Source organism: Peptoniphilus sp. BV3AC2 (assembly GCF_000478945.1).
GTDB lineage: Bacteria > Bacillota > Clostridia > Tissierellales > Peptoniphilaceae > Peptoniphilus_B > Peptoniphilus_B duerdenii.
In genome coordinates this window covers 29,658-51,780 of the sequence record NZ_AWXD01000028.1, presented here as the reverse complement: position 1 = coordinate 51,780, position 22,123 = coordinate 29,658, and the positions used below count along the sequence as shown (strand labels likewise).

Below are 22,123 nucleotides of genomic sequence, written 5' to 3'. Positions count from 1 at the left end.
GGATTTTTATGCATAACCATAGGTATACAAAGCATACAGATATTCTCTGGATACTTTAGAATCACATGATAAAGGTATTCTTAAACTGGGTACAAAAAACTAAGCCCTCCTAAAAAAGGACATCCAATTATTTGTTCCCACTATCAAATTGACAGTTTATTTAAGAATACCTTGCCGCATATTTATTAACTCCTTTTAAATAGATACTTAAATAATAGCACGTAAGAGCATATTTGTAAAGGAATCTCCAATTTTTTATCAAAGAGAGTACGTGATTACAAAATAGCTGTAATAATGTACCAATATTTGTTATTCTATAATCTTCCAATTACTCCCGTTCTTTTCAAGTACCAAATCAAATTGAGATACCTGCGTTGCTTTGGTCTGCTGGTCGATATACTCCACTGTCAGCGATACCGTGACTTGATTATCCTTACGATTGTGAATAGGATTTACCAGTTCTTGAAAGATGTACTCTTTTCCGATTGGTTTTAATATCCCGTCATTCACATAGTAGGAAAGTTCACTGGCTGTCGCTGTAGGATAGAGCTTGAAGAACGTCGTTAAAAACTCATTGATTTCATTGGTTGTAATGGAATCAACCGTCCCCTCACTTTCAATGGCTTTTGGTTTATAACTTGATTTCTTAGGTATGTTGGTAATGGTCGGATTCTTAACCAGTACCATATTTCCAGAACCATCTACATAGACACTCACTATATAAGCAGAGTGGACGGTCTTTGTATTTTCTCCCTCTGTAATGAGCTGGTCTACACTGTAGGTTACATTAAACTCATTGTCGCCAGTTGGCTCTACCGTCCATATCTGAAATCCTCTTACAGAAGACGATACAGGAATATCTTTGCGTACTGTATCAACATTGAGAGCTTGAAGTTCATCTGTCAGATAGCCTTTTAGACTTTCCATTCGATTATCAATGGACTTATCGGATTGCTCCCATGAATAGTAGACTTTCGCAAAGTTCTCTACAAAATTTTCTACATGATGAGTATCAACGTATTCCTTTTCTATGATAGTTGTTTCGTGAATAGTATGAGTATCTATAGCTGTAAAGTGCTTGAATATCGCAAAGCTGAAACTAAGCCCTAAAAGTACCCACAAGGCAATCACAACCTTTTTATAAGGATTGACCTTATAGTAGACACGAGGTTTCTTTTCCTTTGGTATCTGTTTTTCTTTATTCTGATTTTTTCTAAATTTCATCATTAAATCTTCCTTTCTCATTGTTTGATTCGTCCTGCTCCCACTAAATGCTGTTGCCAGTAGGGGCTTGTTAAGTCGGCATAACCGATTGGGTCGCCTGCATGAAACATACGGTTATTGCCAAGGTATATCCCAACATGAGTAATATAAGAGCCAGCGTTATAGGTAGAATGAAAGAAAACCAAATCGCCAGCTTGTGCTTCCGATAGTGGGATATGCTGGGTCACATCATATTGCTGTTGTGCGGTTCGTGGTAAGTTAATTCCAGCTTTTCCATACGTCCATTGTGTCAGTCCGCTACAATCAAAAGAAGTAGTCGGGGAAGCTCCACCGTAAACGTATCGCCAGCCCTCATATTTCAGTGCTTCGTCCATGATGGCTTGTACCGTATCATCATCAAACTCTGTTGTGACAAGATACTGCGTTACCAGTTGCACATAAAACATATTGCCATAGTTGTATCGCCAGCCCCCATTGATAGGTATGGCTATGGGATTGGGGTAAGACACTTTTTCGCCACCTGAATACTCTTTTGAGAAACTTTGAGCCAGTTCAAAGGTATATTTATTTCCACGATTAGCCACATACCCTAAGAAACCACCACCATAATTGTAGGACTGGATAACCGATTCTAAATCTACACTGAGCCTTTCGCTACTGGCTAATAATTCACTGAAATACTTCACACCTTGCTTAATGGATTCTTCTGTACTCAATGAATTAGGTGGAAGACCGAGGGATTCCGAGGACTGCATAACATCTTCCGCAGTACCGCCCGATTCCACCTGTATAATCGCAAGAAGTATGTTGACATATTCTTCAACGCCATATTCTTTGGCATATTTTTCTACCATAGGCTTATGAGCCAGCACTTCTGCGGAAACATTCACACCTCCATAATGAATATTGGAAATTCCGCTGTCCTGTTCATCTGAAAATAAAATGGCAACAAACAGAAGCAGTGAGAAGACCATCAAGAATAATCCAGAACCACCAATCACTAAAGTTTTCAACTTCATGGTTTCTTACCGACTTTCTTAATGGTGGCGGTTTTGATTGGTGGTCTACTTCTTGTATTTTGTAGTGGTACTCTTTGAACAGTAGACGGACGTTCTTTTGTGATTGGACGTTGTGAAGTTCTATCTGCTGTAGTGGTTGAAGTTGCTGGCTTTTGAACGGTTTTTTCTTGAACGGTATTGCCTTGGCGTTCCACTTTTGGACTTGAAAAATCGGACTTAACTGCTGGACGCTCTTGTTTGGCTTGTTGAGATTCCTTATATGAAGTCTGAATATTAGACTGTTTTGAGGTCTGTTCATCATGATATTGTTCTTGTCTTGTAGTCGGTCTTTCATGAACAGAAGAAGCAGGCTGTTTTTTCTGTTTGACCTGTTCCATTTCAGAGCGACGCTTCGCAATGGTTTTTCGCCTTTGTTCCTGCTGTTCCTTGCGTCCACTGGCTCTGTCCGCTTTGGTTTGAGAAATACTACTGGTTAAATCACGGACATTCTCTTTTACTTTGGATTTTCCTTGATATACTGCATATCTTGCATTGGTCGGCAAATCTTTAACCTGTTCTTTCAAACCACTAGCAGTGTCTACCATTCTGTCTTTGGTATCAGCTACTGTACCGATGGTTTGACCGATACGTTTTCCAAGTGTTGATTTTTCCTTTCCGTCTGGTCGGGAGTGATCTGCTTGTGTCCTTGCAGAACTCCCCGAACCCGACTGTCCTTTTTTACCTGTAACAATGGCAGACCCAGCCCCTAGAGTAGTCATGGAACGTCCAAGTTTCCGCTGTAGACGGTGCATGTGAGCGTGCATAAGCATACGAGGTTTTCTCATCACACGACTTCCCACACTTTGAGAATCGTTACTCTGTAGAGAAAACATACTCATTAAATCGCCCAGCTTGAAGTAGATTCCTGCAAAGGTCACAATCTGTAGAAAAGCAATCAAAAAGAACGGATAACCAGCCGATAAGGTATAGAGCATGGTTGAAATACTAAATGCTGTCGTAATAATCAATGTGATTCCAGCTCGTGTCAAAATGGTATTAAAGAGCTTTGTTATGGCTCGTTTTGACATACCATCAAATGATGGAATCATGCTTAAAATAAAGCTCACAGGCAGAAACATAGCATAGATGATAAAAAGTACCTGCGAGAAAATCATGATTCCTGTTAATAGGAATACAAATATGGAAATCCCAATATTGAAGACAAATAGGAAGAAGACTGTACCTAAACGGTTAATGGTCTTTGTAATGGTTAGATTGGTATTGCTTCTGTCTTCAATTTCTTCCGCAACAATTTTTTCTCTGTCTTCGCCATTGTTGGAATCTGGGCTGGTGGAGAGCAGGCTTTCCACACGGTCAATACCGATACTTTCAATGTCTGAACTGTTGTATTGAAGCAGTAGCCACGGTTGCTGAACCTGTATGGAAAACAGGCTATCTCTGATTAAGTCCACGCTGTCCTTGCCTTGACTATCGGAATGGGGCATGACAATCTTCGTGCCAAGTGATAAACTGGCATTACTGATGTCTGATGAAAAGTCATTGATTTTTTTAATGTAGTCGGGAGCGTAGGCAATAAAGGAAGCCGATAGGATAAACACCAGCACAAAATTCATAATGGCATGAATTGCCTTTGTGGTTTCTCTCTTTATCAGTCCCGTATAGGCAACATAAACCCCAAGAACCAAAATCAAGAGTAAGAGGAATCCAACATAGAAACCCTCTGTTGAAAATCCGTTTGCACTCACACCAGCTAAGGTCTGCATATTCTTACCAATGGAATCTGCTGTAGCGGAAATGAAGTCTAAGGAATAGGCTTCCTGTACTAAGTAACCTGTCGCATTGGAAACATACAAACTGATTGTCCAAATAAAATTGGTAATGGCATATAGTCCATACATGACCTGTTTTCCAATCCCGTCCGACCAGTTCCACGGAAGCCAGCCCCAGCTATTATCCACATAAAAATCCAGTTGATAGTTTTCAAGTGGGTATCGGCTGTATTCATTTGCCACATTGACCGTATCATCTACCAAGCCCGCAGCTTGAACCACCGTTCCCAGCATGGCTAAAAGAAAAATGGCAATCACAAGTGTGAAAGCCACTGTCATTGCCACTTTACCTAGACGTTTCAGCGTCCAGTTTGATTTTATTCTGTTTACTATTGATGGTTTCACATTTACACCTCTTTTCGCACAGGTGGTCTGGTATCAAAGGCATGGAGCAGTTCTTCAAATACAGGGTGGAACTGTATCACACCGACACGACCATATAAATCACTGATAAGGCATTGCCCGTTTTCCAAATCACGCAATCGCTTCTGATTGTTTTCGTCCTCTGGGTCTACACCAAAAAAGGCTAAGGTCTTTTTAATCTCGTTAAGGTCAGTGGAACGAAATGCAAATTTTAAGCCGAGGTTATTTTTCAGTTTTTCATCTAAGAGGTCGTCTGTATTTTGGGTCACGAAATATACCCCAGCGTTCATAGCACGACCAGCCCGAACCAGCTTCATAGATAGTGTTTTTCCTTGTGCTACCTGTAAAAAGCTCCACGCTTCGTCTAAGTCAACAATTTTAAAAATGCTTCTGTCTGTATGGATAAAGTCTAACGCAAAGGTACTAATGACAATCAGCATTGCCACCGATAGTAACTCCATTGTGGTATATTCCTCAAAGGAGGTTTCTTTATCGGGAAGTACCAAGTCGGCAACCTGTATGATGTTCAGTTGTTTTTCAAGACTGATAGACTGCTCCACATATCCATCACTAAAGAGCAGATGTGCAAAGTCATAGTCTGTAAAACTTTCGATATGGTCGGCTATGCTGGTGCTTATTTGAGTTCCCTCAACCCGTAATTCCTCAATCACTTTCAGAAGACCTCGCACTTCACTATTAGTTACAGCACGAATGGCTTTTCGTAGAACAGGGAAACGGTCAGAATCTCGTGATGAAATCCCCGTAAGGAACGTCAAAATGTCGATTGCCAGTGATTCAGAATCTTTGGGATTTTTCATAATCACGTAAGGGTCAAGTAAGCCTTTATTTTTCTCATCAGAAGTCAGATTGACAATATTAATTTCGTGAGCGATTTCTGGCAAGGTTTCTTTCCATCTGCCACGTTCCGCTTTCGGGTCAACAATCACTGCTTGTGCCCCATAAAGCACTGCATAATAGACGATAAGGTTATTCGCAAAGGATTTTCCACCGCCTAGCGAACCTACAAAGGCAGACGCTAATGCATTGGTTACTGAACCCTTAACCCCTTGACTGGCAAGAGCAGGTTTGAGGTAGACATTGCGTCCTGTATCTAAGCTATAGCCAACATAAATACCCTCATTTTCGCCAAGCATTTGAGTAGCACCGAAACCAAGTCCAGCTAAGAAATCAGAGGTTACATACTGAATATAGTCATTCATATAACGCTTGCTTGATGGTAAAAATTCTTCATGTAAGCCCAGCATATCTCCAAATGGTCGTACCAACTTGACACTTAAATCGTCATAAAAATCTTTCACTTCATTACAACGACGTTTCAATTCGTCCAAGTCATTTGCGGAAACACGCACCACATAAGAGAGCTTATACATGGATTCCTTGCTTTGGTCTAAATTATTTTCCAGCTCATTGACACTTTCCAGAGCTTCCGCCACATTAGAGCTGGTTTCGTTATCACTTTGCCATGCGTGGTTATCTAGGTCTTTTAGTTCTTTCTTTTTATTACGAACGGTGCTTAGTGCTTTACGGTTTGCCACGATTTCCACATTCATAGAAGTATCAATCGGGAATGTAAATTGCTGTTGCTGGTAGTAGAAGATTTCAGAGGACGGAAAGTCCAATTCGCCGACAATGCTGTTGATGGTAAAGTACGCCACATAGACGGTTTCGTCTTCCTGTTGAATTTTTAGGTATCGCTGTTTTTCTTCCACCAGACAACGGGTCGGTTTAATAAGGTCATAATATTTAATCAGCGTTTCATTATCCAGCTTCTTCTTTGATAGATGGTACTCATAATCTTCATAAGCTGTACCTGTCTGTCCATAAAGATGTTCAATCAGATAGCCGAAGTCGTCCTTATCCAGTCTACGGATTTTGAAACGACGAGAGATTTTATTTTCCAAGAGCTTTTCCATCTTCTGAAAACGCAGGATTTCATCATTACTCATGCTGACAAAATCGCCCATTAGCTTATGGTTCACATCATAGACAAAATCAGACAAAGCATTTTTGGCTTCAACGGTAAGACTTTTCATAGAAAACTCTTGATCGTTGAGAAGCAACTTAAAGCCGATAAAGAAGCGGTAGTCCACTTGATTTTCGCCAATCATGGATATTAAAGCGTCTGTCTGTTGGTCGATTTTGTCATAGGCAATTACTTTGAGTTTGCCAGTTACTTCCTCTTTGGAACGTTCTTGTGCAGAACGTATGCTGGATTCTGTACTGATTTGTAGAGCATGAATCTTGCCATCACGATTTTGTGCGATAAGCTGTCTGAAAGAATCATGCACTTGTATTTTCTGTTCTGGACTTAGGAATGAGTAATTGTAAGGAATAAGCTCATAATAGGCGTAACATTCGCCATCTTTATTCCAGACCAGATTATTTTCAATGTATTTAATTGGATATGCCATAAAATTCACTCCTAACTGTCGTAATGGCTTCTTGTGGCTGGTTTCTGCCAAGGGTTACTTTTTTCCCTGCATAGGTCAGCTTTGGTCGCAGTGCATAAGCAATGACAGACTTCAAAAATCCATAAGGCTTTTTACCATCAAAGGTTTTTGTAGACATAAACCATGTGAAAGCCACAGGAATTCCAAAATATTTGAGAAATGCTCCCTCAATCATGGAAAGAGGTGGCAAGTTGCCAAGTATCATAACCGCAAACAGTGACACGACAAACCACGTCATTTGCGTAAAGGTTATGGGAAACGGAAGTCTAAAATCGTTGATGGAGTACAGCACTTTCTCAACAGACCAAATACTGGTATAGCTTCGTATTTTCTTCATAGAATCAATCCTTTCAATAGACGATTTCAAAAATCCCATAATTGGTTGTGATAAAAGTTCCCGAAATTTCTAAATCACGACCATAGGATTCGTAATCAATATAGTTTTGAAGACTGGTTGGCACTTCGCCCAATACTCCAGTTTCTTCAATGTAGTAACGTGCGACATCTGCCATATCATCACAATCCGAGTGAATGATAATATCCTCTTGATGTTCGCTTAGTTCCTCAATACTTGAAAAATGAGTGAGCAGAGCAGATAGCTCGGATTGTAGTTCCTCTGGCAACTCCGATACCATTTCCCATAGGCGATTGAGTTCGCCAATAGAAGTGTATTCGTCAACCGTAAAGGGTAACTCATAATCGTGAATGGCGTATTCCTCGTATTCATCATTCAAGCCGATTTTCTCTTTGACTTCTTCAAAATCAATGGGAAAGGTAAACCAAGCACCGACTAATTCTCCTTCATTGTATTTACCTAAGTTGGCAATATAGACTTGCATATCGTCCATGTGTTCACGTCCTTTCTTTGTAGAGATTCAAAAATCCCTACCGCACTTCGTTTGGTGTACCATTCTTTTGCGGAACATAAGAAAACCACTTATATTCCACAAAATAACGGTTTAATTTAAGCACCGATAATGCGATTAAATAGCTCTAATAAAATGTCTTTTACTCCAGCAGCGTTGAACACCAAGCCCACCGCAATAATCGCAATGATGAGAAAGCCAATCAGTTTACTAAACTCACGCTTGAAGCCAAGATACAAGCCAATTACAACGATTGCTAAAAGTACCAGTGATTGAGCATTTGATAGAAACCAGTTATAAAGGTTTTGTCCAAAATTCATAAAAATGTTCTCCTTTCTGTATGCAGTGAATTTGTATTTAAGTTATTTTTTTGTCGTTATCACGTCCTGTTCTTTTACCGACTGTTGCTTTAAAATCTGCTTGTGTCGGTCTGTCAGTTTCGCATGGTCGAGAATGTCTTTCACAACCTGCGTCTGGTTAATTTCATCAAGTGTAATAGCAACCTTTAAGGTCGGGGCGACTTGATGAGATAGCCAGTTTAGTGTCCTTTGGAAAGAGTAAGGCTCTGGTTTTGTGGTTAGCTTTAATCGTTCACGATTGCTTCCAATAAACCATGCCCATTCTTCATTGAGTTTCCAATCGGAACGTGCTTTTGAATCGTCCTTATCCACAAAGCGGATATACCGATTGATAATCTTAAAAGCTGTATGCTCTGGATTATCATAGACAAGTAAATCACGTACTGCATAATAGGCACGCTCATTTTTTAGTCGGATTTCAAAACGGTTTTTAACCTCTGCGTCTTCAATGGGAATATCATTTTTCTTGTACTGCTCATAGTCCTTTTCATAGATACAGAAATAGACTTCGCTTTGTAATGAACCGATATAAAGCGTGTTTCCCATACATTCCTTTTCATCTTTGCGTACCAGTTCGCCACTGCGATAGCTCTTGAAACTGCGGAACACCGAAATACACTCTTCCTGTAGGCATTTTTCCGTCAGTGTGGGAATATTCAAAATCCCTGTTTTATCGTTGATGGCAAGGTCAAGGCGTTTCATCACGCCACCAGCCACCAAAGCGTCCATAAAGAACTCATACCAGCTTCTTTGTTGTGCTAGAAGATAGCTTTCAAATTGTCTGCACCCACGACCTTTTAATTCCACCAGAACACCTTTGTCTATCTCATGAGAGCAGAGAACGAATATATCGCCTAAGGCATAATGTTCTGAATAAGAATAAAAGCCATAGTCTTCATGAAGAAAATAGGAAAGTTTCAATTGCAATATTTCTTCAACCACATGCTGTACGTCCATTGTGGGAAAGCGAATCCTTACATAGTCAAAGAGCATTTCAAGTGGGGCATCGGGATTGAAGCGTTCCAGAGTTTCCCAAAGGGATTGTTGCAACTCGTCTGATGGCTTAACCTTGCCAGTTTCAATGTCGCTAAGATATTGCCTTGTAATGCCTGTAGCAATAGCCAGTCGGTTTTGAGATAGCCCATAAGCCAACCGTTTTTCCTTTAAATGCTGTATCAAAGTTTGTTCATTCAGTTAAATCCCTCCAATTAAAAAAGGTATGTCAACTATTGAAGCTCATTTGACATACCACGAAATTTTCTAAACTCCTTGTAACCAAAGAATTTTCTGCTATTTTTTTGACTGTTTCCTGTCGATTTGTACCCCCCTGTTAGATACGGGGGGTTAGGTGCTGACGTGGCTATCGCCACACCAGCCAGCAAGATCAGTCCACACCTGCGACTTTCGCTTCGCACGTCGCCTGCGTGGACTGTCTGCTGTTGGTTAGTTTTTTTATTTCCTCCAAAAAGTCATGACCTTTTGGTACTAAGGGAGTGTAAAATTCTGATATGACACTTGTTCCCACATCAACATAGCCACGACCTTTGATTTGTTTTAAGAAGAAATCTTTTTGTACATCACTGCCAAACATCATGCCATAGCCCATTTCAGACATTCTTCCAAGTGCCACTCTGAAATTAAACTGGTCACGGATTCCGTCGCCTAAATATTTTGCGTCTGGACGTTGACAAGCCAGTATTAAAAAGAAGCCAGCTTGACGACCTAACATGACAATCTGTTTGAGCTTGTTTAAGACTGCGGTATTTTCTTTATTTCCCAGCATTTCCATGAAAGCCACGTATTCATCAAAGATAAGAAAGTTTGCAGGAAGTCCTAAGTAGGCATAGTTCTCGCCAGTCTTATAGTTTTCCATCTCTTTCATAGCTTCACTTCGTGCCATCATTTCATCATAGAAACGGTCAATGCAGGAGAGCATATCTTCTTTTCTGTAGTAGACATTCCCCATCACAGAGCCTAAGTCGGCAAGGTCGGCGTTCTTTGGGTCAAGAATATAGAGCTTAGAATCTGTATAAAGCAAGGCTTCAATCAGTGTCAGTATAAAGTAAGTTTTACCGCCACCTGTACCACCAGCTATGAGCATGTGAGGGAGCTTGTCATATTCCCACCATACGTTTTCCATCAAGCGTAGTTTGCCATCTTTGGCTTGGACTTCATCAATAGAAATACGACTGGCGATGGTGTCATAGAGCAGGGTATATTCCACATAAGAATCTTTTAACTCTTTATCCGTCAGCTCACAGTACAATCCGCTTTCTAATTTCTTTTCCAAGTGTAGGAGCTGGTCTTGATATTTTCCTAGCGTGATTTCCACTCGCATCTGTATTAAACCATCTTTAAGGCGATAAAATATTTTGGGAAAGTAGGTTATCTTTTCCTTAGTACGACTGGACGAATCTTTGAAGAAGCCATCTGTTTTGACCTGTTCCGATTCATACCACTTGTTTTCAAGTACCATCTTAGCCAGCTTTTGACGGTGGTACAGTTGTTTTACTGTATCATATCTATATCTTTTGAATAGAAATGCCACCAGCAAGCAGACAAGAATTGCGACACTAACACTAATAACTAAATAGGGAATGTGAATCTTGTCTACTTGTGATAGGTTAAAGTCCTGCCAGTTAATCTGCTGGATTGTCTTCACATGAAACAGTCCGATAACCAGCAGGAAAATTGGCAGTAAGGACGCTACTGTAAAATGAAAGACTAAATCCTTGTCACTTGGGCGAATCCTTTTACCACGAATGCCAAACTGTTTCATGCGGGATTTCCTCCTTTCTCTCTAGTGGAAGTAGCATGACTATTTATCCGTGGCTGGCTCTTTTTTAGGTTGTGGCTGATTTTTAAAGGTACTGGAATCTTTCGTCAATACAATATCGTCTGCCTTGATATACCAGTCAACATCTGCCCCTCGGAAGGTAGCGGTAGCGACGGTATCTGCAACTGGATTGATGATTTCCACTTTTGCGTTATAGTCAAACTCTTTCAAAGGAACACTGGCAGGAATACTCACTTGAATCATACGTCCTTGCCCTTTGGATTTTAAATCATAGGTACGTTCTTTGATTTCATCTGAAACCGTACCGTCGTCATTTTGGATTCGTACTTCACGACGGAGTGCTGAAAACTTTAATTCTCCAAATGTAGCGTCTTTATCTAATACAATGCCATTAGGTAATCTCATCATTTTTCCTCTCTTTCTTTATTCTTTTATCATGTCGTCCGCATGTAAAAGGTAATTTGTGAATCCACGAGTACCAATTTTATAGCCCTCTGCGGTAATACGTGGATTGACTAACATTACACGTTCCTCAAAGCCGAAATGTTTTTCTCCAGCTTCAGCAGGAAGCACCACCACAATATCATCTGCTCTTTGAACGTCAGAATAGAGGTTGTAGCTTCGAGATAAGACAGTTAATTGTCCGTTGATTCTTCGCTGTTCTACTTTATCCTCGCCAGCAAATTCTAAATTGCCAAATGTTTTTTCCATGTTGGGAATCACAAATTTAAGTTCCATATTTTTACCTATCCTTTCTTTTTATTGTTTGATAAATCTTGTTTGTTTGATGGTCTTAAAGGGAGGGGAGCGACCTTTTGATTCTTGATTTTCTGTTTTCATAAGTTCACTTCCTTTCAAATATTGGGTAAAAAAATAGACACCTCATTTTTTGAAGTGTCTACCTATTAAATATTCAATTTTATTGGAAGTATCTTTGTATCTTCACTTTTCAAGGATAAATCGTCGTATCAAAGCTCATTCATAAGTAGTAAATTAGTAGTAAATTGAGTGGTTTTGACCTTGATAAAGTGTGATAAGTCCAGTGTTTATGCGGATAATTAGATTTTTATACTGTTTTTAGAATAAAAAATATAAATTTGAGACCTTAGTATTCAATTAACTAAGGTCTTTTATATTACCATCTTAAATAATTTCATTTATTTTAAAATTTTATAAAATTCATTGGATTAATTTTGCACTATCGAAATCCACAAAATTGTAAAATAGTTTTGTGATATAATGGAAATATTAAGATAACTATGCTACTATAATGAATAAAAAATAATTTTAATATAATAGAAGAAAAAGGTGAACAATGATAAAACTAATTGCAATAGATTTAGACGGAACTCTTTTGACTTCTGACAAAAGGATCCCAGATGAAGACAAGGAATTTCTGTCGAGATTAATAGATAAAGGAATAAAGGTTGTAGTTTCTACAGGAAGAGATTTCTTCTCAGCGAGGGAGTTTTTCGACAAGGAAGATAGAATTCTCTACAACACACTAAGTGGTAATGCAATCTTCGATAGCTTTGGAAACGAGCTCTATTCAAACCATCTTAGTTATGATACTGTGAAGAAACTTTCAACCTATGGAATAGATAATTTCATTGCCCATGTAAACGGCTACAAGGATGGCTACAACACTATTATGCTTAGAAGGCCAGAGACTGAAACTTTAAAAAAATATATTTCCAGATATCATTTCCCGGTTAATTTTAAAGACGAACTCTCTGAGGATGAAGAGTATTTCAGTGTTATATACGTTGGAACATTGGACTATGTAACTGAAATTATGAATAAAATCAAAAATGATTTTTCAGATTTGAAATTTTATATTATGCCTGCAACCAACGTGGATAGCTACATGTTAGAAATCGTTCAGGCAAATATTTCTAAGTATTCAGCTTTGGAAAAAATATTTAAAACTTACGGAATTTCTCCAGAAGAGGTAATGGCTTTTGGAGATGAAGAAAATGACATAGAGATGTTAAACAGCGTTGGACATGGATATATTATGAAGAACGCAAGAGACTCTCTAAAAAGTGGATTTAATGTGACTGAGTTTGACAACAACAATCACGGAGTGGTAAGAACAATAGAGAAATGGGGTTTAATATGAATATAAACTGGTTTCCAGGTCATATGAAGAAGACCATTGAAGAGATTGAAAATAAACAAAAACTTGTGGACTTCGTCATCGAAGTGGTTGATGCTAGGATTCCTCGTTCAAGTAGAAATCCTCTCTTCAATGAAATAATTAAAAAACCAAGACTCATAATTCTAAATAAGGAAGACTTAGCTTCTCCAAGTGAAAATAGAGCTTGGGTTGAAGCAATTGATAAAACAAATGACAGAGCGATTCTATATAATTCAAATAGTGGAAATCCAAGTGTCATCGTCAAAGAATCCAAAATTTTGATGAAGGATTTTATAGAGAGACAGAAGGAAAAGGGAATCTCCACAGGAGCTCTAAGAGCTATGATAGTTGGAATTCCAAATTCAGGAAAGAGTACCTTTATAAATAATGTCAGCAAGAGAAGGGCAACTAAAGTTGGTAATCGTCCAGGAGTTACAAAGACCAACCAATGGATCAGAATAAATGATGACCTACACCTTTTGGATACGCCAGGTGTGTTATGGCATAAACTTGATAAAGAAGCACAGATCCATCTTGCTTGGACTGGTGCAATCAAAGATGAAATCATGGACATAGAGACATTGGCGTTTGAATTTATAAAATACACACTTAAGCTAGATAAAACTATTTTAGAAAACAGATACAAAATAGAAGCGACAGAGGATCCTCTCGAAGTGATGGAAAACATCGCAAGGAAGAGGGGCGCCATTTTAAGAGGGGCAGAAGTCGATTACAACAAAGTATCCTCCATTATATTAGACGAATTTAGAAAGGGAATTCTCGGCAGAATTACACTAGAAAAAAATGATTGAAATAGAAAAAAACTATTATGACAAGGGTTTGGACTTGGTCTGCGGTATCGATGAAGTGGGAAGGGGATGTCTCTTCGGAGATGTGGTTGCTGCTGCTGTCATCATGCCAAAGACTAGGATCCCAGGAGTAAATGATTCTAAAAAACTAACTGAATTAAGAAGAGCTGAGTTATATGACAAGATTCTTAGTTCATGTGTCGCATACGGAATTGGAATCATGGACTCTGTCACCATTGATAAAATAAATATAAAGATGGCAACCCATCTTGCTATGTTACTAGCGGTGCAAAACTTAAGAGCAAAGGATGGTACAAAAGTGGACCCGAATGTACTCTTAATAGATGCGGAACATTTGGAGACTGATATACCACAGGAATCCATAGTAAAAGGGGATGAAAAAGTATATTCCATCGCCTGTGCATCAATAGTTGCAAAGGTATATAGAGATAGACTTTGTGAGAAATGGGCTAAGGAATATCCAGGATATGAAATTGAAAGACATAAGGGATACGGAACGAAAAAACACAGGGAAATATTACTTGAAAAAGGTCCAACGCCACATCATAGAAAATCTTTTCTAAAAAATATGGAGAATTGGAAATGAATACAAAGGTATTTGGCGACATTGGAGAGGACATTGCGGCTAAATTTCTAGAAGAAAATGGATATAATATTCTTGAGAGAAATTATAGAGGCATCGGTTTTGAAATCGATATAATCTGTAAGAGCAGTACTGAAATCGTTTTTGTAGAGGTTAAGTCGAGGAAGAACTCAAGCTACGGAAGACCATCTGAAGCGGTAAATAAAAATAAACAAAGTAGGATAATTAGAGGAGCAATGAAGTATATATATGACAAAAAGCTCCAAAATATAAAAGTTAGATTCGATGTAGTAGAAGTATATTTAGATGAGAAGAAGATAGTACATAACAAAGATGCATTTATTTTAAGTTGAGGTAGAATATGTATGCAAAAGTAAAGACGGTAACACTTCTAGGACTAGAGGGAACTCTTGTAAATGTAGAAGCAGATATAGTTAGGAATATTCCAAAATTAACCATTGTAGGACTTGCGGATACGGCAGTAAAAGAATCTGGTGAAAGGGTAAGATCTGCTATAACCAATTCAGGATACTCATTTCCAAACGAAAGAGTAACGGTGAATTTAGCTCCAGCTGCAATAAAAAAGGATGGATCTGCATTAGACCTTGCTATAGCTATGTCACTTCTTTGCGCAAACGATGAAGTAGACGAAGATCCAAAAGATATTATATTTATAGGAGAACTAGCACTAGATGGAAGTATAAATTCTGTAAAAGGAGTGCTTCCTATGGTTATTTCCATGAGAGAAGAAGGATTTACCAAATTTATAGTTCCATATGCCAATAGAAATGAATGTTCTGTAGTATCAGATATTGAAATATATCCGGCGAAAAACTTGACGGAAGTTGTGGAATTCGTAAAAGGAACGGGAACATTAAAGAGAATGGTAGGTAATAGATCGGAAGAACAAGTAACCTATGATCTTGATTTCAAAGATTTAAAAGGTCAAGAAAAGGTGAAGAGACTCTTTGAAATATCTGCCGCATCGAGAACCAATGTGCTCATGGTGGGCACACCGGGTTCAGGTAAAACCATGGCAGCCAAGAGATTTCCGACCATACTACCGAAACTTTCATTTGAAGAGGCAATAGAAGTTTCTAAAATATATTCCGTGTCAGGACTTTTAAAAGAAGGAGCACTCATCACAACGCCGCCATTTAGATCTCCCCATCATACCGCATCAGCAGTAAGTTTAATCGGCGGAGGATCCATACCAAAACCAGGAGAAATATCACTGGCTCACAGAGGAGTATTATTCTTGGATGAGCTACCAGAGTTTCAAAAGAATGTTCTGGAAGTTTTAAGAGAACCGCTTGAATCAAAGACAATTCACATAAGCCGAGCGACTGCGACACTTACTTATCCTGCAGACTTTATCTTAATCGCTGCACTTAATCCGTGTCCATGTGGATACCATGGTTCAAAACTTCATGAGTGTAATTGTACGAGACCTCAAATAGATAGATATCTTTCTAAAGTATCTCATCCTCTTCTCGATAGAATTGATATGCACATAGAAGTATCAGAAGTTAAGTATGAAGATATTTCTGATGAGGCATCTGGACTTGATTCTGAAACTCTTAGAAATTCTGTTCTTCGTGCTAGACAATTACAAGAAGAGAGATATGCAAAGGAAAGTTTCAAACTAAATGGCGATTTGCCTGATAATAAAATTAGAAAATACTGTAAGCTAGACTCAGCTTGTGAAAAGCTAATGGCGCTTAGTTTTAAAAAATATGGATTCTCAGCGAGAACCTACAACAAGATTTTAAAGATAGCGAGAACTATCGCAGATCTTGATTCATCAGAAAATATCAAAGAGATGCACCTACTAGAAGCTATAAGATATAGAACTATCGACGGAAAATATTGGAGTAAGTAATGAACTACGATGAAATGCTTGTATATTTGAATGCAAAGGGAATATCCAATAGTGAAATTTTAATAATAGACGAGTTTTTTTCAGATAATAATTTGACAGCAGATGATCTAAAAGATATAACTAATAATATAGAGCTAAAGAGTTTGGTTCAAAAGGCGACATTTCAAAAGCTAAAAGATTATGATGAAGATCTGCTTAAAAAGTTATACGAATACAATGACAAACATGGAATCAAAGTCATAACCTATAATGACGAGATGTATCCGGTAAGCCTAAAACTTATTGAAAATTCTCCAGCTGTTCTATACTACATGGGAAGTTTCAACGAAGAAACCATAAAGATAGCGATAGTCGGTGCGAGAAATCATACAGAGTATGGTGCATATGTAACCGAAAAGTTTGCATCAGACCTATGTGAGCTTGGAGTTGAGATAGTAAGTGGAATGGCTTATGGAATCGACAGCATCGCCCACAAAACCGCTCTTAAATATGGAGCAAGGACTACCTGTGTACTAGGCACAGGGGTGGATATTTGTTATCCGAGCAAGAATAGAAAAATCTATGAAGAAGTTAGAGAAAAAGGACTAATAATTAGTGAATTTCCACCGACTTCAGGACCGATGCCCTATAGATTTCCTCTGAGAAACAGAATTATTTCTGGACTTTCAGATGGAGTAATCGTAGTGGAAGCAAAGGATAGAAGTGGATCTCTTATAACAGCAAGAGTTGGAGCAGAGCAGGGCAAAGAAGTTTTTGCTGTGCCTGGAAATATAAATTCTGTTTATTCTGAAGGAACCAACAAACTTATAAGAGACGGCGCCATTATAGCTCTAGAAGTTGGAGACATAGTAGAAAATATCTACAAATTACAAGAAGAATGTTTAGACAAAAAGAATAAAAAAATGAGAACAGAGCTCGGTGAAGATGAGCTCATAGTATATGATTTAATCGTTAAAGGTAAAAACGATGTGGATAGTATCGTTCAAAATACAAACTTTAGCGTATCCCAAGTAAGTGGAATACTTACAGTACTGGAAATAAAAGGTGTAATAATGGAAGAATCTATGGGAAGATTCATGAGTAAGTAAGGAGAATTATGGCAAAGAATTTAGTTATAGTAGAATCACCTACAAAGGCAAAAACAATAAAGAAAATGTTGGGTTCTAATTATAAAGTAGTAGCCTCAATAGGACATATTAGAGATTTACCTAAATCAACTATGGGAATCGACATTGAAAATGACTTCGAACCTAAGTATATAAACATTAGGGGAAAGGGGCCATTAATTAAAGAATTGAAAAAGGATGCAAAGGACGCTTCAAAAATATTTTTGGCAACTGACCCGGATAGAGAGGGGGAAGCTATCTCTTGGCATCTATCTCACATACTTGATTTAAATCCAAAAGATAAGGTGAGGGTAACCTTTAATGAAATAACAAAAGATAAAGTTAAGGGAGCAATCAAAGAACCAAAGTCAATAGACATGAACCTTGTTGATGCACAACAGGCTAGAAGAGTGCTTGATAGGCTTGCGGGTTACAACATTTCACCGTTTTTATGGAAGAAGATTAAGAGTGGACTTTCAGCAGGACGTGTCCAATCGGTGGTACTAAAACTAATTTGCGACAGAGAAGATGAAATCAGAGAGTTTATTCCTGAACTATATTTCACCATAGAAGCTAGCCATTTAAAGAGCAGAAAGACTTTTAATTCTGAATACTATGGAAAAATTGAAAATGGAAAAGCGAAAAAAGACAAAATTACATCAGAAAAACAAGCAAAAGAAATTATAGACTCAGTTGATTTAAATAATTTTAAAGTTTTAGAAATATCTAAATCAGATAGAACAAGAGCATCTCAACCTCCATTTACAACTTCTACCATGCAGCAACAAGCCTCAACGAGATTAAGCTTCTCAACGAAGAAGACAATGATGGTTGCACAGAAACTCTATGAAGGAATATACCTTCCAAAGGTGGGAGAAGTGGGACTTATAACTTATATGAGAACCGACTCAACAAGAGTTTCTAAAGAAGCAGAAGACAATGCATTTTTATTTATAAATTCTGAATACGGAAGCAAGTATCTAAAAGGCCATAGAAGCGTTAAATCAAAGGACAATGTACAAGATGCTCACGAATGTATAAGACCAACCGATGTCACAAGGACTCCAGAGAGCATAAAAGATTCGCTTTCTCGCGATGAATATAAACTTTATAGTTTGATTTGGAAGAGATTTGTAGCATCATTTATGAGTCCTGCAATATATGAAAATCAAATTATTGACATAGCATCAAATGACAATTTATTTAAAGCAAAAGGCTCAACTATCGTGTTCGATGGATTTTTAAAAGTTTACAACTATGCCATTGAAAAAGATACGATTCTTCCATCTTTAGAAAAAAATGAAATCATAAAGACAACTTCTTGCAAAGAAGAAAAACATTATACACAACCGCCAGCTAGATATTCAGAAGCGACCTTAATTAAACTGCTTGAAGATTTAGGAATAGGAAGACCATCAACATATGCGCCTACAATTTCTACCATTCTATCTAGGTACTATGTAGTTATTGAAGATAAGAAGTTTGTACCGACAGAACTCGGTGAAACTGTCAACAATGTCATGAAAAAATACTTCAAAGACTTGGTGGATGAAAACTTCACCGCAAAACTTGAAACAGGACTGGATAAAATTGCGGAAGGAGATATGTTCTGGAAAGAAATAGTAAGAGAGTTCTATAAAGATATTGAAGATGATCTAAAAGTAGCGGATAAGGATCTGGAAAAGATAGATATAAGAGATCAAGAGACAGATGAAGTCTGTGAAAAATGCGGTAGAAAAATGGTCATCAAAATGGGCAGATTTGGAAAATTTTTAGCATGCCCAGGCTGGCCAGAATGTAAAAATACCAAACCTCTTTTAGAAAAAATCGGAGTTAAATGTCCAAAGTGTAATAAGGGTGACATAGTTGTAAAGAGATCTAAAAAAGGCCGTAAATTCTTCGGCTGTTCAAGATATCCTGATTGTGATTTCGTATCCTGGGATGAACCGGTGGAAGAAAAATGTCCAAAATGCGGAGAAAATTTGACCAAGGTTAGAACTAGAAGTGGTGTAGTATTGAGATGTCCAAACAAGGACTGTAACTTTCAAAAATGAGATAAATGGAAATAGAAAGATTAAAAAAGATAATAAATAAAGATTATTCAGAAAAATATAGCCTTGTTCCCAAAAGTGTTCTTGGGAATGAGGCAACCTTTTATATACTTGAAGGTGTAAGCTTCAATGATAAGATTTTAGAAAATAGTTTTGGATTAAAATCTAAATTTATTCCAGTAAATGAAGCGGAGTTAGAAGAGCTAAGAGATAAATTCTATGATGAAATCTCTGAAATTGAAGATTTTGTAAAGAGTATAGAAGTAAAATCTGAAGAAGATAGATATTATTTTGAAAATATAAAAAGCCCTGTATCCAAACTTTTGGATAAGATAATTACATATTCAATAACAAAGAAGGCATCCGACATTCATTTCGATCCTAGAGAAAAATCTGCAGTTATAAGAATAAGGATGGATTCAATTCTTTCCGATATTTCTGAGATACAAAAAGATCTCTACAACCAAGTAATCATGCGTATAAAAGTTTTATCAAATCTGGACATTGCTAAGAAATCTCTACCGCAGGATGGAAGATTTACCTATAAGAACGAAAAATTTTCAACTGATATAAGAGTGTCAACCATTCCAACGGTCTATGGAGAAAAGATCGTTCTAAGAATTTTGGATAAGTTGAAGGTAGATTTTACATTTGATGGAATTGGTATAGATGGTAGCGATAGGGATAAACTTATTAAACTTATAGGACAGCCATCAGGTTTAATTCTATTAGTAGGGCCTACAGGATCGGGAAAAACTTCTACACTTTATACAATTTTGGAATACATAAAAAATCCAAAGCTTAACATAATTACAGTTGAAGATCCAGTAGAATACAAAGTTGAGGGAATAAACCAAGTTCAAGTAAATGAACAGTCTGGGCTTAATTTTGAAACTGGACTTAAAGCAATTTTAAGACAAGACCCGGACAAGGTAATGGTGGGAGAGATTCGTTCGCTAGAAACTGCAAAAGTTGCCTTAAGGGCAGCTATAACAGGTCACTTAGTTCTCTCAACACTTCATACAAGGGATGCAATAGGAGCAGTTACCAGATTAGTTGAGATGGGAGTGCCAATCTATGAAGTAAATGCAGGACTAATAGGAGTGGTTTCACAAAGACTCGTGAGATTTCTCTGTCCTCATTGTAAGAAAATAGTTCACGAATACGTCGATGTATTTGACAGGGAAATGGATCATGCAATTCCAGTTGGATGTCCGATGTGTAAAGATGGATATTTAAACAGAACTTCTGTATTTGAAATACTAGACTATGACGATGAATTAGAAAGCATGTTTTACAAAGGTGAAGACATAAATAAAATACGAGAAGTCGCTGAAAAGAAAGGACTAGTTACTCTAAAGAAAAGTCTTTTAAAATTGGTAGAAAATTACACAACTTCAGTTGAAGAAGTAAAGAAGAATATATTCCATTAAAATGAAATTTAAATATAGAGCCATAGATCCCTCGGAAAAGATTGTGAATGGAGTTTTAATAGATTCAAGTAGAGAAATCGCCATTCAAAAGCTAAAATCCAGAGGATATAAAGTTGTTAAAATTGAAGAAGTATTAGAAGAAGCGAGCTTTAAAGGAACATTTAAAGAAGGAGAGATACCTCTTTTATTTAAAGAAATATCAATAATGCTAAGATCAGGAATAGATCTATATGGTGCATTCGTTCTTTTAAAGAATAGTAGCGATGGCAAAAAGTATGAGTTCTTTTCAAATGTAGAAAAGAGGCTTAAGATGGGAGAAAGTCTAGGAGAAATATTTGAAGACTCGATGATTTTTTCTAAATTTGTGATCTCTAGTATTAAGATTGCTGAAGAATCAGAAAATCTTGAAGAGACCTTTACAAATATGGCAGATTACTTGCAGGAGCTTGAAAATATTAGGCAGGAAGTCAAGAAATCACTAATATATCCAATAATTTTGATCTTCACAACCATGCTTGTGGTGAACTTTCTAATACTATTTGTGGTGCCAACATTTGTTGGTTTGTACGCTAGCAGAGATATAGAACTTCCTTTAATTACAAAAATTGTTGTAAATAGTTCAAATTTTATAAGACAAAACTTTTTTTACATAGGCATACTTTTAGTTTTAATAGGAATTTCGATATATTATTATTTTGGAATTAAGAAAAGAATAATTTTCGATAGATTTATCGCCAGAACAAAAACGGGCAAGATTTACTACACAGAGAGATTTGTTTCATCCTTAGATGCGCTTTTATCATCTGGAGTTAAGCCGCAAAGAGCACTGGTTATGATTAGAGATTCGTTTTCAAATGAATATTTAAAAGAGATTTTTGAAAATGTACTTACAAATATAAGTTCTGGAATGAGTATTTCAACATCCTTAAAAATGGACAGGTACTTCGATAAATTATTTTTAGAAATTATAGAAGTTGCTGAGATGTCATCATCTTTAGATTCAGTTGTAGGAGAATTATCTACCTACTACAGAGAAAATTTAAAAATTCATCTAAAGAAGATGGTTTCATACTTTGAACCAATAGTAATACTTATTCTAGCAGTAGTGGTAGGAATTATAGTAATTTCAGTAGCACTTCCAATGTTTGATATAGTAAATTTTATTTAGGG

The 22,123-nt window shown here is 37.3% G+C and carries 21 protein-coding genes and 1 pseudogene; 9 read left to right on the top strand and 13 right to left on the bottom strand.

Annotated features, from left to right (window positions below):
• The 13 genes and pseudogenes from HMPREF1252_RS09945 to HMPREF1252_RS07115 all read right to left on the bottom strand — a co-directional run.
• A pseudogene (locus HMPREF1252_RS09945) lies at positions 1-65 on the bottom strand (tetracycline resistance determinant leader peptide); the annotation flags it as partial.
• Between the two features lie 244 nt (positions 66-309).
• Entirely contained in the window at positions 310-1,245 is a 936-nt protein-coding gene (locus HMPREF1252_RS07170) for a conjugal transfer protein (protein WP_036747084.1), read from the bottom strand.
• Positions 1,242-2,243, bottom strand: coding sequence for a lysozyme family protein (locus HMPREF1252_RS07165; protein WP_000769868.1), 1,002 nt, complete (start codon positions 2,241-2,243; stop codon positions 1,242-1,244). Before HMPREF1252_RS07165 ends, HMPREF1252_RS07170 begins: the two co-directional genes overlap by 4 nt.
• Complete coding sequence (locus HMPREF1252_RS07160) at positions 2,240-4,417, bottom strand: CD3337/EF1877 family mobilome membrane protein (protein WP_000804748.1); 2,178 nt, start codon at positions 4,415-4,417, stop codon at positions 2,240-2,242. Before HMPREF1252_RS07160 ends, HMPREF1252_RS07165 begins: the two co-directional genes overlap by 4 nt.
• Positions 4,418-4,419: 2 nt before the next feature.
• On the bottom strand, positions 4,420-6,867 hold the full coding sequence (locus tag HMPREF1252_RS07155) for an ATP-binding protein (RefSeq protein WP_002368314.1): 2,448 nt from the start codon (positions 6,865-6,867) through the stop codon (positions 4,420-4,422).
• Positions 6,851-7,243 carry a conjugal transfer protein gene (locus HMPREF1252_RS07150; protein ID WP_025186755.1) on the bottom strand — a complete coding sequence of 131 codons (393 nt, stop codon included), beginning with the start codon at positions 7,241-7,243 and terminating at the stop codon, positions 6,851-6,853. The genes HMPREF1252_RS07155 and HMPREF1252_RS07150 overlap by 17 nt, the downstream gene beginning before the upstream one ends.
• 13 nt (positions 7,244-7,256) lie before the next feature.
• Positions 7,257-7,754: an antirestriction protein ArdA gene (locus HMPREF1252_RS07145; RefSeq protein WP_002368312.1), complete on the bottom strand. Its 498-nt coding sequence runs from the start codon at positions 7,752-7,754 to the stop codon at positions 7,257-7,259.
• A gap of 116 nt (positions 7,755-7,870) precedes the next feature.
• A complete protein-coding gene (locus tag HMPREF1252_RS07140; protein ID WP_001009056.1) occupies positions 7,871-8,092 on the bottom strand; it encodes a hypothetical protein in 222 nt (73 codons plus the stop codon).
• 42 nt (positions 8,093-8,134) lie between these two features.
• Positions 8,135-9,325, bottom strand: a complete 1,191-nt coding sequence (mobT, locus tag HMPREF1252_RS07135; protein WP_202898865.1) for a MobT family relaxase — start codon at positions 9,323-9,325, stop codon at positions 8,135-8,137.
• Between the two features lie 32 nt (positions 9,326-9,357).
• Complete coding sequence (locus tag HMPREF1252_RS07130) at positions 9,358-9,513, bottom strand: hypothetical protein (protein WP_036747082.1); 156 nt, start codon at positions 9,511-9,513, stop codon at positions 9,358-9,360.
• A gap of 2 nt (positions 9,514-9,515) precedes the next feature.
• Positions 9,516-10,910, bottom strand: a complete 1,395-nt coding sequence (locus HMPREF1252_RS07125) for an FtsK/SpoIIIE domain-containing protein (RefSeq protein ID WP_002368310.1) — start codon at positions 10,908-10,910, stop codon at positions 9,516-9,518.
• Between the two features lie 39 nt (positions 10,911-10,949).
• Positions 10,950-11,336 (bottom strand): YdcP family protein, encoded by a 387-nt coding sequence (locus HMPREF1252_RS07120; RefSeq protein ID WP_000985040.1) that lies wholly within the window; start codon positions 11,334-11,336, stop codon positions 10,950-10,952.
• A gap of 15 nt (positions 11,337-11,351) precedes the next feature.
• Entirely contained in the window at positions 11,352-11,666 is a 315-nt protein-coding gene (locus HMPREF1252_RS07115; RefSeq protein ID WP_000420681.1) for a YdcP family protein, read from the bottom strand.
• Between the two features lie 577 nt (positions 11,667-12,243).
• Here HMPREF1252_RS07115 and HMPREF1252_RS07110 point away from each other — a divergent pair.
• Genes HMPREF1252_RS07110 through HMPREF1252_RS07070 form a run of 9 tightly spaced genes read left to right on the top strand, consistent with a single transcriptional unit; the run spans position 12,244 to position 22,121 of the window.
• Positions 12,244-13,050 carry a Cof-type HAD-IIB family hydrolase gene (locus tag HMPREF1252_RS07110; RefSeq protein ID WP_023060018.1) on the top strand — a complete coding sequence of 269 codons (807 nt, stop codon included), beginning with the start codon at positions 12,244-12,246 and terminating at the stop codon, positions 13,048-13,050.
• Positions 13,047-13,880, top strand: coding sequence for a ribosome biogenesis GTPase YlqF (ylqF, locus tag HMPREF1252_RS07105; protein WP_023060002.1), 834 nt, complete (start codon positions 13,047-13,049; stop codon positions 13,878-13,880). Before HMPREF1252_RS07110 ends, ylqF begins: the two co-directional genes overlap by 4 nt.
• Positions 13,873-14,484, top strand: a complete 612-nt coding sequence (locus HMPREF1252_RS07100) for a ribonuclease HII (protein WP_023059995.1) — start codon at positions 13,873-13,875, stop codon at positions 14,482-14,484. The genes ylqF and HMPREF1252_RS07100 overlap by 8 nt, the downstream gene beginning before the upstream one ends.
• The gene (locus HMPREF1252_RS07095; RefSeq protein WP_008902387.1) at positions 14,481-14,834 is read left to right on the top strand and encodes a YraN family protein; all 354 of its coding nucleotides are present in this window, start codon (positions 14,481-14,483) and stop codon (positions 14,832-14,834) included. Before HMPREF1252_RS07100 ends, HMPREF1252_RS07095 begins: the two co-directional genes overlap by 4 nt.
• A gap of 8 nt (positions 14,835-14,842) precedes the next feature.
• Entirely contained in the window at positions 14,843-16,363 is a 1,521-nt protein-coding gene (locus HMPREF1252_RS07090) for a YifB family Mg chelatase-like AAA ATPase (RefSeq protein ID WP_023059999.1), read from the top strand.
• Positions 16,363-17,451 carry a DNA-processing protein DprA gene (gene dprA, locus HMPREF1252_RS07085; protein WP_023060011.1) on the top strand — a complete coding sequence of 363 codons (1,089 nt, stop codon included), beginning with the start codon at positions 16,363-16,365 and terminating at the stop codon, positions 17,449-17,451. Before HMPREF1252_RS07090 ends, dprA begins: the two co-directional genes overlap by 1 nt.
• 8 nt (positions 17,452-17,459) lie before the next feature.
• Positions 17,460-19,523: a type I DNA topoisomerase gene (topA, locus tag HMPREF1252_RS07080; protein WP_023060017.1), complete on the top strand. Its 2,064-nt coding sequence runs from the start codon at positions 17,460-17,462 to the stop codon at positions 19,521-19,523.
• A 5-nt stretch (positions 19,524-19,528) separates the two neighbouring features.
• On the top strand, positions 19,529-20,953 hold the full coding sequence (locus HMPREF1252_RS07075) for a GspE/PulE family protein (protein WP_023060006.1): 1,425 nt from the start codon (positions 19,529-19,531) through the stop codon (positions 20,951-20,953).
• Between the two features lies 1 nt (position 20,954).
• The gene (locus HMPREF1252_RS07070; RefSeq protein ID WP_023060014.1) at positions 20,955-22,121 is read left to right on the top strand and encodes a type II secretion system F family protein; all 1,167 of its coding nucleotides are present in this window, start codon (positions 20,955-20,957) and stop codon (positions 22,119-22,121) included.
• Positions 22,122-22,123 lie beyond the last annotated feature (2 nt).